This is a genomic window from Streptomyces sp. NBC_00286 (genome assembly GCF_036173125.1).
Taxonomy (GTDB): Bacteria; Actinomycetota; Actinomycetes; order Streptomycetales; family Streptomycetaceae; genus Streptomyces.
Genome location: NZ_CP108054.1, coordinates 9,197,533 through 9,212,854, shown reverse-complemented (window position 1 = coordinate 9,212,854; position 15,322 = coordinate 9,197,533). Strand labels below are relative to the sequence as shown.

Annotated in this window: 15 protein-coding genes; 8 read left to right on the top strand and 7 right to left on the bottom strand. The window is 70.0% G+C overall.

Features of this window, described 5'->3' with window-relative positions; translation table 11 throughout:
- Positions 1 to 29 precede the first annotated feature (29 nt).
- Positions 30 to 2,141, bottom strand: a complete 2,112-nt coding sequence (locus OHT21_RS41550; RefSeq protein ID WP_328773407.1) for a ricin-type beta-trefoil lectin domain protein — start codon at positions 2,139 to 2,141, stop codon at positions 30 to 32.
- 281 nt (positions 2,142 to 2,422) lie between these two features.
- Positions 2,423 to 3,511, bottom strand: a complete 1,089-nt coding sequence (locus OHT21_RS41545) for a helix-turn-helix domain-containing protein (RefSeq protein WP_328773406.1) — start codon at positions 3,509 to 3,511, stop codon at positions 2,423 to 2,425.
- Between the two features lie 64 nt (positions 3,512 to 3,575).
- Between OHT21_RS41545 and OHT21_RS41540 the strand changes: the two genes are divergently transcribed.
- The gene (locus OHT21_RS41540) at positions 3,576 to 4,409 is read left to right on the top strand and encodes a phytanoyl-CoA dioxygenase family protein (RefSeq protein ID WP_328773405.1); all 834 of its coding nucleotides are present in this window, start codon (positions 3,576 to 3,578) and stop codon (positions 4,407 to 4,409) included.
- A 599-nt stretch (positions 4,410 to 5,008) separates the two neighbouring features.
- Here the strand turns inward: OHT21_RS41540 and OHT21_RS41535 are convergent.
- On the bottom strand, positions 5,009 to 5,656 hold the full coding sequence (locus OHT21_RS41535; RefSeq protein ID WP_328773404.1) for an HAD-IA family hydrolase: 648 nt from the start codon (positions 5,654 to 5,656) through the stop codon (positions 5,009 to 5,011).
- 10 nt (positions 5,657 to 5,666) lie between these two features.
- Positions 5,667 to 6,683, bottom strand: a complete 1,017-nt coding sequence (locus tag OHT21_RS41530) for an NAD(P)-dependent oxidoreductase (RefSeq protein WP_328773403.1) — start codon at positions 6,681 to 6,683, stop codon at positions 5,667 to 5,669.
- A 138-nt stretch (positions 6,684 to 6,821) separates the two neighbouring features.
- On the opposite strand from OHT21_RS41530, the gene OHT21_RS41525 reads away from it, so the two are divergent.
- Entirely contained in the window at positions 6,822 to 7,688 is an 867-nt protein-coding gene (locus tag OHT21_RS41525; protein ID WP_328773402.1) for an endo alpha-1,4 polygalactosaminidase, read from the top strand.
- Here the strand turns inward: OHT21_RS41525 and OHT21_RS41520 are convergent.
- Positions 7,673 to 8,179: a flavoprotein gene (locus OHT21_RS41520; protein ID WP_328773401.1), complete on the bottom strand. Its 507-nt coding sequence runs from the start codon at positions 8,177 to 8,179 to the stop codon at positions 7,673 to 7,675. The genes OHT21_RS41525 and OHT21_RS41520 overlap by 16 nt on opposite strands.
- Before the next feature lie 195 nt (positions 8,180 to 8,374).
- On the opposite strand from OHT21_RS41520, the gene OHT21_RS41515 reads away from it, so the two are divergent.
- Entirely contained in the window at positions 8,375 to 9,835 is a 1,461-nt protein-coding gene (locus OHT21_RS41515) for an aldehyde dehydrogenase family protein (RefSeq protein ID WP_328773400.1), read from the top strand.
- Between the two features lie 87 nt (positions 9,836 to 9,922).
- Positions 9,923 to 10,372, top strand: a complete 450-nt coding sequence (locus OHT21_RS41510; protein WP_328773399.1) for a nitroreductase family deazaflavin-dependent oxidoreductase — start codon at positions 9,923 to 9,925, stop codon at positions 10,370 to 10,372.
- A 152-nt stretch (positions 10,373 to 10,524) separates the two neighbouring features.
- Here the strand turns inward: OHT21_RS41510 and OHT21_RS41505 are convergent, their stop codons facing one another.
- Complete coding sequence (locus OHT21_RS41505; RefSeq protein ID WP_443050696.1) at positions 10,525 to 11,496, bottom strand: cation diffusion facilitator family transporter; 972 nt, start codon at positions 11,494 to 11,496, stop codon at positions 10,525 to 10,527.
- A 104-nt stretch (positions 11,497 to 11,600) separates the two neighbouring features.
- On the opposite strand from OHT21_RS41505, the gene OHT21_RS41500 reads away from it, so the two are divergent.
- From OHT21_RS41500 to OHT21_RS41490, 3 genes are all read left to right on the top strand, one after another.
- Entirely contained in the window at positions 11,601 to 12,617 is a 1,017-nt protein-coding gene (locus tag OHT21_RS41500) for a glutathione S-transferase family protein (RefSeq protein WP_328773397.1), read from the top strand.
- A gap of 65 nt (positions 12,618 to 12,682) precedes the next feature.
- Complete coding sequence (locus OHT21_RS41495) at positions 12,683 to 12,991, top strand: DUF4235 domain-containing protein (protein WP_328773396.1); 309 nt, start codon at positions 12,683 to 12,685, stop codon at positions 12,989 to 12,991.
- A 62-nt stretch (positions 12,992 to 13,053) separates the two neighbouring features.
- The gene (locus OHT21_RS41490; protein ID WP_328773395.1) at positions 13,054 to 13,515 is read left to right on the top strand and encodes a peroxiredoxin; all 462 of its coding nucleotides are present in this window, start codon (positions 13,054 to 13,056) and stop codon (positions 13,513 to 13,515) included.
- 32 nt (positions 13,516 to 13,547) lie between these two features.
- On the opposite strand, the gene OHT21_RS41485 is transcribed toward OHT21_RS41490, so the two are convergent.
- On the bottom strand, positions 13,548 to 13,940 hold the full coding sequence (locus OHT21_RS41485; RefSeq protein ID WP_328773394.1) for a VOC family protein: 393 nt from the start codon (positions 13,938 to 13,940) through the stop codon (positions 13,548 to 13,550).
- Positions 13,941 to 14,273: 333 nt separating this feature from the next.
- Here OHT21_RS41485 and OHT21_RS41480 point away from each other — a divergent pair, with 333 nt between their 5' ends.
- Positions 14,274 to 15,305, top strand: coding sequence for a 7-epi-alpha-eudesmol synthase (locus OHT21_RS41480; protein ID WP_328773393.1), 1,032 nt, complete (start codon positions 14,274 to 14,276; stop codon positions 15,303 to 15,305).
- Positions 15,306 to 15,322 lie beyond the last annotated feature (17 nt).

The following is a 15,322-nucleotide window of genomic DNA, read 5'->3' as shown; positions in this document are numbered from 1 at the left end:
AGCGGCCGTCACAAGGGCGTACGCGCGGCTCATGGTGTGCGGCCGGGGCTCGGCCGGGCACTGTGTGTCGGCTCGGGCGATTCGCCGCCCGTACCGCCATCCGTGTCGCCATCCGTATGCGCGTTGATCCACTCCATCTGGAGCGAGGTCACCGAGGTCTCGAACTGCCAGCGCTGGGACGCGCTGTCGTCCCGGACCTTGAGCACGAGGGCCGACTCGCCCTCCTCCGCGGCGGGTGTCAGGGCCAGCTCCTTGCGGGCGAGCGGCAGCAGCTGGTCCCCACCAGTGAAGTCGTAGCGCACGTTCTTGGTGTTCAGCTGCTCCTCGCCCTCACACGCGCCCAGCCGGACCGAGGAGGCGAGGCGGGAGTCGAGGCACAGCTCAGGGGTGTCGAGGCTCCGGAGCAGGCCGTCTTCCTCGTACGACCATTGCTGCAGGGCGGAGGTGGTGCAGGCGGTGAGCACGGCCTCCGCGCCCTTGACCGCCTTGCCGCCCTCGATGCCGACGCACAGATCGTTCCCGACATTGCGCAACTGGCCACGCGTGGTGCGGGACGGCGGGTCGTCCTCGCCGCTCGCGCCGCCCGAGCCGGCTCGGGACGGACCGGCACCGGTGTCCCTGGACTCGGGTGCCTTGGAACCGGGTGGCTTGGAACCCGGGGCTTTGGACGCCGACCCGGTTCCCGCGTCGGAGGGAGGCTGCGGGTCGTCACTGTCGCCCGCCCACAGGATGAGCGGCACGGCGACGCACGCGCTCACGGCAAGCACGGCCAGGGCAAGGGTTCTCCGGCCGCGCGGGCGCCTTCCGGGCTTCGGGGGGTAGGGCGGCGGAGGAGGAACGTCGGGGTACGTGGAGAGGTCGTCGGGGTGTGTGGGGATCCCTGGCTCGTGGTGGTAGGCGACGTCGTCGGGGCCGGTGGGCCAGGGCTCGTTTGCGGGCCCGGTCCAGGATTCATCCGCCGGGGCGGTGGGCCAGGATTCGCCCGCGGGGGCGGTAGGCCATGATTCGGCTTCGGGCGCGGCGGGCCAGGGTTCGTTTACCGGCCCGCTGGTCCAGGATTCGTCCGCGGGGGCGGTAGGCCAGGGTTCGGCTTGGGGCGGCGCGGTCCAGGATTCACCCGAAGCCACGGACACGACCGGGCCGGGCGGGGCCTCCTCCACGAGCGGGGCCGTGGACGGCTTCTCCGGGAACGGCCCCGTGGGCGGCTCCTCCGGGATGGGGCCCTTGGGGAGCCTCTCCGCAATCGGGCCCCTGGGAGGCCTCTCCGCAATCGGGCCCCTGAGGGGCCTCTCCGTAATCGGGCTCCTGGGAGGCCTCTCCTCTATCGGGTCCCTGGAGGGCCTCGCCGCGAACGGGCCCATGGGCGCCTCCGCCGCGACGGGGCCCGCCTGTGCCTGCTCGATGCGGGCACGGCGGCCGGGCCGAGAGTCGAGATACGGCCGGGCTCCCCAGCCGAGCACCGCCTCGGCCAGCAGCACCGGCAGTCGGCCGCCCGTCTGGTCCAACTGGTCGGCGGCATAACGGCAGTACCCGCACTTGTTCATATGCCGCAGCACGTCGCGAGACGTCTTGGCGCCGCCCTGCCGGACCGACGCGTCCAGCAGCCGGTTGTAGCGACGGCACTCCTCCCGGGGGGCGAGTGTGGTGTGCGCCTCGAGCGTGGCGGTGCGTAAAAGCTCACGCGCACGCTCCAGTTGCGCGGGAGCGTCGGCGGCGGTCAGGCCGAGCAGTTCGGCCGGTATCGCGAGGTCCTCCGCCTCGACTTCCGCGTGCCACAGAATGCCGCGGGCGGTCTCCTGCAGTTCCTTGAATGCGCGGGACACCAGGAGCCGGTTCTCCGGCGGAAGAAGCCGTACCGAAGCGCGGTCCCCGTCTCCGGGGCCGGAGTGGAGATCGGGGTGGAGCTGTGAGCGCCGCTGGTCCGCGTCCCATTCCGCCGCGATACCGCGTACGGCGACCAGCAGCCGCGGCAGCCACGCCACGGTCTCTCCCGGACGCCGCCCGAATTCCCCGAACGTTCGTGTGAATGCGGCGGTGGTGAGCATTCCGGCGTACTGCGTACTGCTCGTGCACAGACGCGCGTACGAGTGGACCGCTGCCCAGTGCCGTGCCAGCAGTTGCTCGTCCGTCGCTTGGTTCACGTGCACTTTCCTCCGCAGACCCTGCCGAAATCAGCCCATACCACCCGGTATGGAATTGCCACACCTCACCAATCTCACCCTTCCACAGCGCACCACCCGCGTACAAGCGAAACCTGTCAATGCCCGTTTCTGCCCGAGCAGTTGGAGATCGATCGGAGAGCGACTGAAGCGTTTCAAAGTATCAACGAGAGTTCGCCGCAAGATGCTTTCGAATTTTCGTTTCTCTCAGTTACCTGGAGTATGTGCCGATTTGCCGTCGTGAAATCCAGGACGTCGGATCTTTACGGGGCTCGGAGTCCCGCCCGGTACGCACCGGGAGGCGTCCCGTAACGCTGCCGGAAGACGCGGTTGAAGTGGTACGGGCTGCTGAAGCCGGAGGCCGCCGCCACCCGTTCCACCGGCAAATCGGTGGCCTCCAGGAGCCGGGCCGCGTGCAGCAGCCGCGCGGCGAGCAGGGCCCGCATCGGGGACTGGCCGAGCTGCTGACTGAAGAGATGTGCGAACCGGGAGGGCGACAGCGACACGCCCGCGGCCAACGACTCCACGGTGTGCTGCGCGCCCGGGTCCGCCGCGACCAGCGCCTCGGCACGGCGGATCCGTACGTCGATACCGGACCGCTGCGGCTCGGTAAGCGCGGTGGCGGCCGCGAGGAGCACGATCGTCTCGAGGGAGCAGAGGGCGAGCTCGCGGGCTGCGGCGCCGTGGGCTACGGCTACCTGGCCGGGTTGGGCGCCGCGGGGGGCGGGCTGACCGGCCTCGGCTCCGTGGGCGACGGCCGCCTGATCGGCCGCGGCGGTGACGCCCGGCGTGGCGGTCCGGCGGCGATCGGTTCCGTGAGCGACGGCGGCCTCACCGGCTTCGGCTCCGTGGGCCACGGCGGCCCGACGCCCCTCGTCGGGGCCGCCCGGGGTGGCGGTCCAGGCGGGCGGGGCGCCCTGGCCCGTCCAGCGTGCGTCGGCGAGCATTCGTTGGAATGCCGACTCCACGCGTTCGTGGACGCCGGCGGGGACCGGGGTCACGACGTACAGCCGGTCGCCGCATGCGTACGGTCGCAGCCAGCCCGACCACGATGGCCTGGCCTGGCAGTGCACCCACCAGAACGCCCAGTGCCGGGCGCCCGCCGCGACCGCGTACCGGTGGGGCACGTCCGGTCCGAGGACCACCAGGTCCCCCGCGCCCGCCCGCACTTCGACGGCGCCCTGGCTCAGCTGTCCGTGCCCGCCCGTGGTCCAGGTGAACAGCCAACTGTCCGCGCCACGTGGGCGGTTGACGCTATAGCCGGGCCGTTCGTCGAAACGGCCGACCGTGACGAGGCCCGGCGGCGGAGCCGGGACAGCAGGCTCGGGCAATCCGTCAGCGTTCACGGACATCCTCCCGGAGGGCGCGGCGGCCTAGCGTGAGAGGGACGCAGCCTGAGCCGGAAAGGGTCAACGTATGACAGTCACGGACATCGGCGCCTTCCATGAGCCCATCCTGCCCGAAGCCGGCCATCGCCAGTTCGAGGAGGACGGCTTCACGGTGCTGCGCGGGCTGTTCGGCCGGGACGAGATCGCCGAACTGAACGCGGAGTTCACGGCCCTGCACGCCGCCGGGCCGGTGCCCGGCCACTTCGAGCCACGCGCGACGGAGACGCTCGGGCCCGCCGATCCGCTGCACCGCTACCCCCGCGTGATGCATCCGCATCGCATCAACGACGTTGCGCTGCGTTTCCTCCTCGAGCCTCGACTGCGCGGCGTCCTGGAGACCCTCTTCGGCGAGGAGGTGCTGGCCGCTCAGAGCATGTTCTACTTCAAGCCGCCGGGAGCGCGGGGTCAGGCCCTGCACCAGGACAACTTCTATCTCCGTGTCGAGCCGGGCACTTGCGTGGCCGCGTGGATCGCCTGCGATGAGATTGACCGGGAGAACGGCGGCCTGGAGGTCGTTCCCGGCACCCACAAGATGGACCTGTTCTGTCCGGAGGAGGCCGACGAGGGCGTGTCGTTCGCGAGGGAGTACGTGCCGCCGCCGCCCGGCCTTGCCGCCGTGCCGGTCGATATGTCGCCGGGTGACGTTTTGTTCTTCAACGGCACGCTGGTGCATGGCTCCCAGCCGAATCGCTCCGCTGGGCGGTTTCGTCGGTCGTTCATCGCCCACTACGTGGGGCGGTCTGCCGAGTGCATCGGGAGCCACTATCGGACGCTGACGATGAGTGGGGAGCCGGTGCCGCTGCGGGAGGCGGCGGGGGCGGGGCCGTGTGGGACGGAGTTCGCTCCGGCAGGTCCCCACTAGCCCTGCGGTTAGGCGGTTTCTTTCCCCAGCCCCGCCCCTTCCCGGCTGTATCAATTTGCGGCTCCGCCGCGTGGGGGGGCTGCGCCCCAGGCCCCGCTGCTTCCGGCGGGGTGGGTGGGGCGCCTTCGGCGGGTGGGGTGCCTACCGGGGTGGGGTGTGACAGTCGTGTCGCGTCTGCGGGTGCGTTGTGGCTGGTCGCGCAGTTCCCCGCGCCCCTAAACAGCCTGCGACTGCCCGCACCCTGAAGAGCAAGCGAACCGAAAAGCCCGCACCACGACGAAACCGGCGCCCTCCCTCCGGCGGGAGGGGACGTGGGCCGGTGCGTCCTATGCCCGTCGCTTAGCTTCGGTCTGGGCACAGCTTCGCCCTGTATCAGCAAGGGGCCGTATGCCCTGTTGGCGACGGGCTGACGCACCGGACCGCGGCCCCGCACCACCGACCACCTCAGGGGCGCGGGGAACTGCGCGACCAGCCACACACAACCCGCAGCCGCGACACGAAGTGTCACCCACCACCCCCTGGCGTGGAGCCTGGGGCGCAGCCCCAGTTTCGGGAAGGGGCGGGGCTGGGGAAAAGAAACCGCGCCCTCACCGCCGGCGTCAGGACCGCAACAGCCGCGGAGCGGCAAGGTGCAGGACTCCGTCCTGCCACGTCACACCGCGCAGGTCGGGCACGACGACACGCGCCCCGGTGGCCAGCCCACGCGGGCCGACACCGACGACGTACGCACCCGCCGCCGCCCCGGCCTCCGCCCCCGCAACGCTGTCCTCGAAGACAACGGCATCCACGGGCTCGAGCCCAAGCTTCTCGGCCGCCGCCCGGTACCCATCCGGCGCCGGCTTGCCGCGGGCGACATCGTCCGCGGCAACGAGCACGGGCGGCACCGGCAGCCCCGCGGCGGCGAGCCGCGCCCGGGCGAGCGCGGTGACGCCAGACGTCACAACGGCCCAACTCCCGCGTGGCAGACTCGTAAGCAGCTCAAGCGCACCGGGCAATGCAGTCGTGAGGCCGGCAGCCTCGATCTCCAGCCGGTCGATCCGGCCAAGCGCAGCGTCCCGCTCGGCCGGATCCTCGACAAGCAACGCAACGGTGTCCGCAGACCGCCGCCCATGCACCATCGCGGTGACCTCCGAGGCCGGCAGCCCCCGCTCCCGAGCCCACAGGCTCCACGCCTGATCGACCCCCGCGTCGGAGTCGACCAGAACACCGTCGTTGTCGAAGAGAAGTCCCTGGCAGGGAATCTTCATGCGGGCTCCTTCAGCCGACGGGACGGTTGCGATAGCGGCCGACGAGTTCGCGCGCGGCGACCTGCATACGGGCAGGCGGCAGACCCCGCGCGATCAGGGTCAGGTCATCGACCACCATGTCGCCGATGGTCCAGAACGCCTCCGGGACACCACCCGCCCGGTGGGCGGAGAGCACCAGCCCCTCCAACCCGCGGGCGAGGTCGTCGGCGGCGACGGGCTCCTCCGGCCAGACGTCGATACCCGCCAGCAGCCGCCCTTCGGCGACCCGCGCGAGCAGCGCCGGAAAGTCGACGACGGGCGCCCGGCTGATGACCACGAGGCGGGCACCCTCCGGCAACAGGTCCAGTTCGCGCGCCCCGAGCAGATGACGGCTCTCATCGGTGACGGTGGCCAGCACGAACACAAACCGGCTGCGGCTCAGGGTCTCGTCCAGCGTGGCAGGCACAAGACCCTGCTCACGCAGGACGGCGGCCGGCAGCCAGGGGTCGTACACCCGCAGCGTCGGCCGGAAGGCCGCCAGCAGTGGGTGGAGGGCCCGGCCGAGTTGACCGAAGCCGATCAGACCGATGTCCGAGCCCCGCAGCAGTACGGCATCGGCGTTGCCCTCGAACACATACCGCTCCCGTCCAGCACGGAAGGCCCGGTCCTCGCGGCTGATGCCGCGCGCCAGGTCGAGGGCCAGCCCGAGTGCGTACTCGGCGACGGCCTGCGCGTACGCGGGACCGCAGTTGAGGAGGTGGATGCCGCGCTCGAAGCAGGCGTCGTAGTCGACGTGCGGATAGAAGTTGCCCTCGACGTTGAGTACGGCCCTCAACTTCCCTGCGCGAGCGAGCCGTTCGGCGGGCAGTTCGGGCTGCCCGACGACGGCGAAGGCGTCGGGCAGGGCCTGGTCGAGGGCGGCTTCGGAGTCCGGTTCGACGACGGTGAAGCGGTCGTGCAGCCGGGCGAGGGCGTCCGGCGTGAAGATGCGGTCGGCGGGGTGCGGGGCGGCGCGCAGGATTACGAGCGGTTTGTCCGGGGTACTCACGGCTCTCCTTGCATCCGTACGGGGGCGACGACCTCCCGAAACGGTAACCGGGTCCGCCGCGAGCCGCGCCTGTGCCAACTTGACGTGCCCGTCGACCCCGGCTTTGATCCTCGCGTGTCGAGGCGCGCAGGACTCCCGATGGCCCGAACGGGCAAACCCGTCAGGCGCGTTGCCATTGCCCTGGCCGCCCTCGCGGCGCTTGCCGCCTGTACATCCGGGTCCGGCGAAAACAGCCAGAACGGCCAGATCAACGAGCGCGGCGGGGACACGGCCGGCAGCACCCCACCACCCAACCCCGGCCCCGTTCAACTGCCGCCCCGCAACGCACCCTTCGACTACCAAATCGGCGGCGCCTATCCCCCGCCCGCCGGCGTCCGCATCGTCGCCCGCGACCGCGCGGCGGATCCGGCTCCGGGCCTCTACAACATCTGTTACGTCAACGCCTTCCAGGCCCAGCCGGACGCCCAGGACGACTGGCCCGCCGACCTGCTCCTGCGCGACAAGACGGGCAACGTCGTGATGGACGGCGACTGGGACGAGGCGCTGCTCGACATCGGCACGCCGGCGAAACGGAAGCGTATCGCCGCCCGGATCAACGAGTGGGTCGACGACTGCGCGGCCAAGGGGTACGACGCCGTCGAGCCGGACAACTACGACGGCTACACCCGTTCGCGCGGGCTGCTGACCGCGGACGACGCCATGTCCTTCATCAAGTTGCTCTCCGCGCACGCGCACGCCCGTGGTCTGGCCGTCGCGCAGAAGAACACGGTGGAGTTGGCCGGCTTCAAGTCCCGTACGGGGCTGGACTTCGCGGTGGCGGAGGAGTGCGGCGCGTACGACGAGTGCGGTGCGTATGCCGAGGCCTTCGACGACCGCGTCGTGGTGATCGAGTACACCGACCGCGGCCTGGAGAAGGCCCGTTCGGGCTTCAGGGAACGGCTGAGCATCGTGCGCCGGGATGTGGACGTGTCGACGCCGGACGACGCCGGCTACGTCCGCGAGTGAGCCAGCAGCTCCAGGCCCTGCTCCCAGCGGAAGCCGTCACCCTGCCCGCCGAACCGGACCCCCATCCCGCGCAGCCTCGCAAGGCTCTCCTGGTACGCGGGGTGGGCGGTCAGTGCCTCGCCCACGCTGGGCAGTACGGCGATCGGTACGCCGAGCCCGTACGCCTCGCAGAGGGTGCCGAGAGCGAGGGTGTCGGCGATTCCGGCGGCCCATTTGTTGAGGGTGTTGAACGTCGCGGGGGCCACGAGGACGGCGTCCGGGTCGGGAAACGGACGCGGGTCGCCCGGGGATCGCCAGGCGGACCGGATCGTCCGGCCGGTCTGCTTCTCGACAGCCGCCGTGTCGAAGAAGCCCATTGCCAGCGGCGTCGCGATGACTCCGACGTCCCAGCCCCGCTGCTGCGCCAAGCCGATCAACTCGCCGACGTTCTCGGCCACTTGGGCGGCGCAGACGATGACGTAGAGGAAGGGTTTCCGGGTCTGATCGGTCACCCGGGAACCGTACTCAACGGTCCGGAGTTCCAGTGGTGATGGTGTTCGCTGTCTGATCAACATCACTGATTGACGGAGTCCGTGTCACGCTGCAGACTCAATCCAACATTCAACGAAGAAGTGTTCACCAGGCGGACAAGCGGCTGAGCCCCGGTGTGGGCGGTCGTCCTGCCGTGCACGACGGGAAGAGCCCTCATGACCCTCCATCGTGATCTGCTGATCGGCGGCAAGGACGAGCCCGCCGCTTCCGGCCGCACCGCTGAGGACGTGAATCCGTACAGCTCCGAGGTGTACGCCACGGTCGCCGCGGCCGGCGTCGAGGATGTCACGCGGGCCGTGGACGCCGCCGATGCCGCGTTCGCCGACTGGGCCGCGGCCAGCCCGGTGGTCCGGCGCAAGATCTTCCTCGACGCGGCGGATCTGCTGGAGGCCCGTGTCGAGGACGCCGTACGGACGATGGCGGGCGAGGTCGGCGGGACCCGGCCTTGGGCGATGTTCAACGTCGGCCTGGCCGCGAACATGCTCCGTGAGGCCGCCGCCGCGGTGACCGCGCCGCGCGGCGAGGTGCTGAGCGCCCAGACGGAGGGCGCGCTCGGCCTCGCGGTCCGGGAGCCCGTCGGCGTCGTGGCGGCGTTCTCGCCGTGGAACGCGCCGGTCATCCTCGGCGTCCGTGCCGTCGCCGCGCCACTCGCCGCGGGCAACACCGTGGTGCTGAAGCCGAGCGAGGACGCACCGCTGGCCTGCGGTCTCTTCGTCGCGGACATCCTGCGGGACGCGGGCCTTCCCGACGGCGTGCTCAACGTGATCACGAACGCCCCCGAGGACGCGGCCACCGTCGCCGAGGCCTTGATCGCCGACACGCGCGTGCGGTCAGTGAACTTCACCGGATCCACCGGAGTCGGCCGCATCATCGGCGTCCACGCGGCCCAGCACCTCAAGCCCGCGCTCCTCGAACTCGGCGGCAAGAACTCCGTGATCGTGCTGGAGGACGCCGACGTCGACTACGCGGTGGACGCCGCCGTCTTCTCCGTGTTCATGAACGCCGGCCAGATCTGTATGTCGGCCGACCGGCTCCTCGTCCACGAGAGCCTCGCCGAGGAGTTCACGGCCAAGTTCGTCGCGAAGACCGAGTCGCTCGCGTCCGGTGACCCGGCCATCGATCACACGGTGGTCGGCCCGCTGGTCACCCCGGACGCCGCCCGCCGGGTCGCGGCGCTGGTCGAGGACGCCGTCGCCAAGGGCGCCACCGTACTGACCGGCGGTACGGCGCCCGAGGGTGCCGTACACCCGGCGACGGTGCTCACCGACCTGCCCGAGAGCGCCGAGCTGTACCACGGGGAGGCCTTCGGACCGGTCGCCGTGATCAGCACGTTCGCCACGGACGACGAGGCGGTCGACTTCGCCAACGCCACCGAGCACGGGCTGACCTGCGGCATCATCACCGAGAACGGCACCCACGGGCTGCAGGTCGCCCGCCGGATCCGTACCGGCATCGTGCACGTCAACAACCAGTCCGTGGCCGATGAGCCGAACGCCCCCTTCGGCGGCTTCAAGGCCAGCGGATACGGCCGGTTCGGCGGACGCTGGGGCATCGAGGCGTTCAGCAACACCCGCTGGGTGACGCTGGCGACGCAGCACGCGCACTATCCGTTCTGAGTCGTTCGTTTCTACGGGTGCTACGGGGTAGGCAGTGAGTGCACCTCTGCGGTGATTCATCACGCATACGACGACGGGAACGATGGCATGCCTCTTGACGGCGAGTACGAGCCCACCCCCACCGGCTGGGTACGTGAGCAGGTGGAGTTGATCGAAAGGTCCGGCGGGACCGAGGGAATGACGTTGATGGACACGGGAATGCCCGTGATCCTGCTGACCACCCGAGGTGCCAAGAGCGGCAAGCTACGCAAGACGCCCCTCATGCGCGTGGAGCACGAGGGCGTGTATGCCGCCGTCGCCTCTCTGGGCGGTGCCCCCAAGCACCCGGTCTGGTACTTCAACGTCAAGGCCGACCCGCACGTGGAGCTCCGGGACGGCACGGTCGTCCAGGACATGAGGGCCCGCGAGGTGACCGGCGAGGAGAAGGCGGTGTGGTGGGAGCGCGCCGTCGCGGCATACCCGCCTTACGCCGACTACCAGGAGAAGACCGACCGCGAGATCCCGGTCTTCGTCCTGGAACCGATCAAGGAGAACTGATCCCGTAGCCACAGTGCTCGGCAGACCCGGCCGGTTCCTTCGATCCAGTACGCATGAAGCGTCGTGCGCCGGGCACACAACCCTCAGGCCCCGCCGCGCTCCCCCGTCGCGGCGGGGTCGCCCGCTGTCCGGGACATCGGCGAAAGCGCAGGTCAGCTGCCGCGTGCCTGGCGGTGGGCGGTCCGCTTCGCGGTCAGTGCGTCCGTGATGTCGAGGAAGATCTGGTCGGCTTCCGGGATCGCGTAGGACACGGTGCGTTTGATGCGTTCCGCGACCAGTTCGACCTCTTCGCTGTCCAGGCCGGGGGTCAGGTCGACCCGGGCGGCCACCAGGGTCGAGTCCAGGCCCAGCTTCATCGTCAGCAGGGACTCCACGGAGTCGATCTCCGGCTGCGCCTGCAGCAGGGCCCGGATACGGCGGCTCTGCTCGGGGTCCGCGGCCCGGCCGATCAGCTGGTCGCGGGCGTCGCGGCCCAGGCGGTACGCCACGTACACGAGCAGCGCCCCGATGGCGCACGAGGCCAGTGCCTCCCAGACGACCTGGCCGGTGGCCATGTGGAGCGCCATTCCGGCGATCGCGAGGCACACACCGAGCACGGCGGTGCCGTCCTCGGCGACGACCGTCCGCAGCGCCGGGTCACGGGCTCCGGAGGCGCCGCCCTGGACACGTACCTGGTGCAGGGCCCGCAGCAGGGAGATCCCCTCGGAGACGAGGGCGACCCCGAGGACGACGAGGCCCGCCACATAGCCGTCGTACGACTCCGCCGCTCCCCTGCGCAGCGCCTCGAAGGCCTGGAAGAAGGAGAAGCAGCCGCCCATCACGAAGATGCCGACGGCTGCGAGAAGCGACCAGAAGAAGCGTTCCTTGCCGTAGCCGAAGGGATGGCGGCTGTCGGCGCGACGTCGGCTGCGGCGCAGGGCGGCGAGCAGGAACACCTCGTTCATGCTGTCGGCCACGGAGTGCGCCGCCTCCGATAGCAGCGCGGGCGAGCCGGCGACCAGGCCACCCACCGTCTTGGCCACGGCGATCACGACGTTCGCGGCCAGTGCCACCAGCACGGTGACACGGGTCCTGCGGTCCGACACGGTCAAGGGCTTATGGCTCACTTCGGCCGATTGCCCCAGTCGCGCGCCCTCACACGGGGTGAGCGCCGAAATCGGGGAACTCCTGTCATCAGGACAGGTCCCGGCACCTCCGCACACCCGGGAAAGGACAGGAGACAGGAGCCATGAGCGACACCGACGGCAACACCGCGTACGGCAGGAAGTCGTTCCAGCGGTCCAAGAGCCACTTCACGGACCGCATCACGGCGGACGCCCGGGACGGCTGGCCGGTCGAGGCCGGACGCTACCGGCTGGTCGTCAGCCGCGCCTGCCCCTGGGCGAGCCGCGCGGTGATCTCCCGGCGGCTGCTCGGGCTCGAGGACGCCCTGTCGATGGCCATCGCCGACCCCATCCAGGACGACCGCAGCTGGCGCTTCACCCTGGACCCGGACGGCCGCGACCCGGTACTCGGCATCCGCTTCCTCAGCGAGGCGTACGACGCGCGCGAGACCGACTACCCGGGCGGCGTCAGCGTCCCCGCGATCGTGGACGTGCCCAGCGGCCGCCTGGTCACCAACGACTTCCAGCAGATCACTCTGGACCTGGCCACCGAGTGGACGGACCTGCACCGGAAAGGGGCGCCGGACCTGTATCCGGCCGGGCTGCGCGACGAGATCGACGAGGTCATGGAGGAGGTGTACGAGGACGTCAACAACGGGGTGTACCGTGCCGGCTTCGCCACCGGCCAGGAGGAGTACGAGTCGGCCTGTGAGCGGCTCTTCCGGCGGCTGGAGCTGCTGTCGGCGCGGCTCGCCGACCGGCGCTATATGGTCGGCGACACGATCACGGAGGCGGACATCAGGCTGTTCACCACGCTGGTCCGGTTCGACGCCGTCTATCACGGCCACTTCAAGTGCAACCGCTGGAAGTTGACGGAGGATGAGGTGCTGTGGGCGTACGTCCGCGATCTCTACCAGACGCCGGGCTTCGGGGACACCGTCGACTTCGACCACATCAAGCGGCACTACTACCAGGTTCATACGGGCATCAACCCGACCCGCATCGTGCCCATCGGCCCGGATCTCTCCGGCTGGCTGACACCGCACCGCCGTGAGGAACTCGGTGGCCGCCCGTTCGGAGACGGGACCCCGCCGGGGCCGGTGCCCGAGAGCGAGCGGGTCCCGGCAGCGGGGCGGCCCTGACCGGCGCGTACAGGACCAGCGCCGACGACAAGTAGACAAAGACACAAGGACATAAGGAGTCAGCGATGGCGAAGAACAAACAGAAGAAGATGAAGCTGCCCCTCGCCTACAAGCCCCTCGGCTTCGTGCTCGGCTGGACGAGCGGAACCCTCGCCACCATGGCCTTCCAGAAGACGTGGAAGGCGATCCGGCACGAGGACGACGCGCCCGACGCGCTGGACAAGGAACGGAGTTGGGGCGAGATCCTGCTGGCCGCGGCCGTGCAGGGGGCCATCTTCGCCGTCGTCCGCAGTGCCGTGGACCGTACGGGTGCCGCGTTCATCGAACGCAGGACCGGAGTGTGGCCGTCCGGCGAAGACGGCGGGCGGGACTGAACTCCCTTACGGTGGCGTAAGGTTGAATCCGGAACGGCGGCCGGACGGCAGGAGAGCGAGCTGTGACCACCCAGCCAGAAGTGGGCGACACCGTCGAGGACTTCGCGCTGCCCGACGAGACCGGCACGTCCCGGAAGCTCTCCGAGCTCCTGGCCGAGGGTCCCGTCGTCCTCTTCTTCTACCCGGCCGCCCTCACCCCGGGCTGCACCGCCGAGGCGTGCCACTTCCGCGATCTGGCCGCCGAGTTCGCCGCCGCCGGGGCCCGGCCGGTGGGGATCAGCGGCGATCCGGTGGACCGGCAGCAGGAGTTCGCCGGGAAGCACACACTCGGGTTTCCGCTGCTGTCCGACCCCGACGGGGCGATCCGGGAGCGGTTCGGAGTGAAGCGCGGTTTCTCGATGGCGCCCACAAAGCGGGTCACCTTCGTCATCTCCCAGGACCGGAAGGTACTCGAGGTGGTGCGCAGCGAGTTCCGGATGAGCGCACACGCCGATCGCGCCTTGGCCGTCCTGCGTTCAGCCTGACCTCGGAGCCCGCGCCCTGAACTCGGTCGGATTCAGCCCGACTTGGGTGCCGTGTCGCGGTTGCGGCGCAGGGTGAAGGAGTGGCCGGCCGGATCCGCGTATCCCCGTTCCTCGAAGCGGCCGGACGCCTCCTTGGTCTCCAGCGGACGGCCGCCGAGGGAGACGACCCTGCGTTCCGCCTCGTCGAGGTCCTCCACATGGAAGTCCAGGTGGACCTGGAGGGAGTTCTCGGGGCGCGGCCAGCTCGGCGGAGTGGCGGTCATGTCCCGGCGGAACGCCATCCGGGTCCCGTCGGCGCCCTTGATCTCCACGCGGTTCGCGCTCGCGTCCGTCTGCTCGGCCTCCAGCAACTCCTTGTAGAACAGGGCGAGTTTCTCCGGTTCGGCGCAGTCCAGCACCACGACGCCTGCCACTACGAGTGCCATGTCTCCTCCGTACGGGGCCGAACACGGCGGCGTACCCAGCCGCCGCCCGTCGTCCACGGGTACCCCACCTCCTGGAATCAGTCGCCCACGACCGAACGTCTCCGCCCGGCGTAGACATTTCGCCAAGGTCGCCGGAATCGCCGGAGGAAGTAACGAAGGTCACGGTGAAGTCACGGAGGTCACGGCATAGATCATTTACGATCAGGGCAGCCTCGTAGCGATATCGAGTCAACTTTCGTCTCGGGAAGCGCAGTTCGAGTCGGCGGGGATCGGTTTCGATCACTCGCTCGCAGGGTGGGGGGCCCTGTGAATCGTCCCCAAGAGAGGATGCGAATGCCGCAGGACGTCAAATTCGACCTCCCCTTCACCACCCCCATCAGCGAGCATCTCGAGTACGCCCGTGCGCGTCATCTGCGCTGGGTCTGGGACCGTCGTCTGGTCCGCAGCAAGGAAGGTTTCGAGGAGTACCAGTCCTGGGATCTGCCCCAGGCCGCCGCCCGTACGTATCCGCACGCTTCGGCCGAGGACATGGTCGTCCTCATGAACTGGTTCTCGCTGGCCTTCCTCTTCGACGACCAGTTCGACGCCGGCCGGCCGGACCGCGCCGACCGGATAGCGGAGGTGGCGCGCGAGCTCATCGTCACGCCGCTGCGCCCGGCGGGGAGCACGCCCCGGGTGGACTGCCCGATCACGGTGGCCTGGGCGGAGGTCTGGGCGCATCTTTCGGAGGGCATGTCGCTGCCGTGGCGTACGCGGTTCGCGGCCTCCTGGGGCCGGTTCCTCGTGGCGCACACCGAGGAGGTCGACCTGGCGGCCCGCGGCCTGGAGGGCACGCTCGGTCTTGAGGAGTACGCCGAGTTCCGCCGCCGTACGGTCGGCATTCACCACAGCATCGACGCCGGTGAGCGCAGCCGCGGCTTCGAGGTTCCGGCGCAGGTGCAGGCCCATCCGCTGATGATCCGGATGCGGGATCTGGCCGCGGACACCATCGGGTTCATGAACGACATCCACTCCTTCGAGCGTGAGAAACGCAGAGGAGACGGACACAACCTGATAGCCGTGCTGCACCGGGAGCGCCGGTGCAGCTGGCAGGAGGCGGCCGACGAGGCGGTCCGGATGACCACGGACTGCCTCGACCAGTACCTCGAACTGGAGGCCCAGGTACCGCAGATGTGCGACGAGCTCGGCCTGGACGAGGAGCAGCGGGACCAGGTGCGGATGGGCGTCGAGGCCATCCAGCACTGGATCAACGGCAACTACGAGTGGGCCCTGACCTCGGGCCGCTACGCCGCGGACAAGGAAACCCCGGCGTCTGCCGCGGAGTTGGCGGGCAGGGGGTCGGTGGACGATCTGCTTACGGTCTGACGCGGTGCACTTACAGG

Excerpts from the sequence above, each read along its gene's own strand:
- OHT21_RS41535 (WP_328773404.1), bottom strand. The coding sequence starts at position 5,656 with ATGAAGATTCCCTGCCAGGGACTTCTCTTCGACAACGACGGTGTTCTG.
- OHT21_RS41485 (WP_328773394.1), bottom strand. The coding sequence starts at position 13,940 with ATGGCACTCGTAGTGGCAGGCGTCGTGGTGCTGGACTGCGCCGAACCG.
- OHT21_RS41480 (WP_328773393.1), top strand. The coding sequence starts at position 14,274 with ATGCCGCAGGACGTCAAATTCGACCTCCCCTTCACCACCCCCATCAGC.
- OHT21_RS41525 (WP_328773402.1), top strand. The coding sequence starts at position 6,822 with ATGGCCCGAACGGGCAAACCCGTCAGGCGCGTTGCCATTGCCCTGGCC.
- OHT21_RS41500 (WP_328773397.1), top strand. The coding sequence starts at position 11,601 with ATGAGCGACACCGACGGCAACACCGCGTACGGCAGGAAGTCGTTCCAG.
- OHT21_RS41515 (WP_328773400.1), top strand. The coding sequence starts at position 8,375 with ATGACCCTCCATCGTGATCTGCTGATCGGCGGCAAGGACGAGCCCGCC.
- OHT21_RS41495 (WP_328773396.1), top strand. The coding sequence starts at position 12,683 with ATGGCGAAGAACAAACAGAAGAAGATGAAGCTGCCCCTCGCCTACAAG.
- OHT21_RS41545 (WP_328773406.1), bottom strand. The coding sequence starts at position 3,511 with ATGTCCGTGAACGCTGACGGATTGCCCGAGCCTGCTGTCCCGGCTCCG.
- OHT21_RS41540 (WP_328773405.1), top strand. The coding sequence starts at position 3,576 with ATGACAGTCACGGACATCGGCGCCTTCCATGAGCCCATCCTGCCCGAA.
- OHT21_RS41510 (WP_328773399.1), top strand. The coding sequence starts at position 9,923 with ATGCCTCTTGACGGCGAGTACGAGCCCACCCCCACCGGCTGGGTACGT.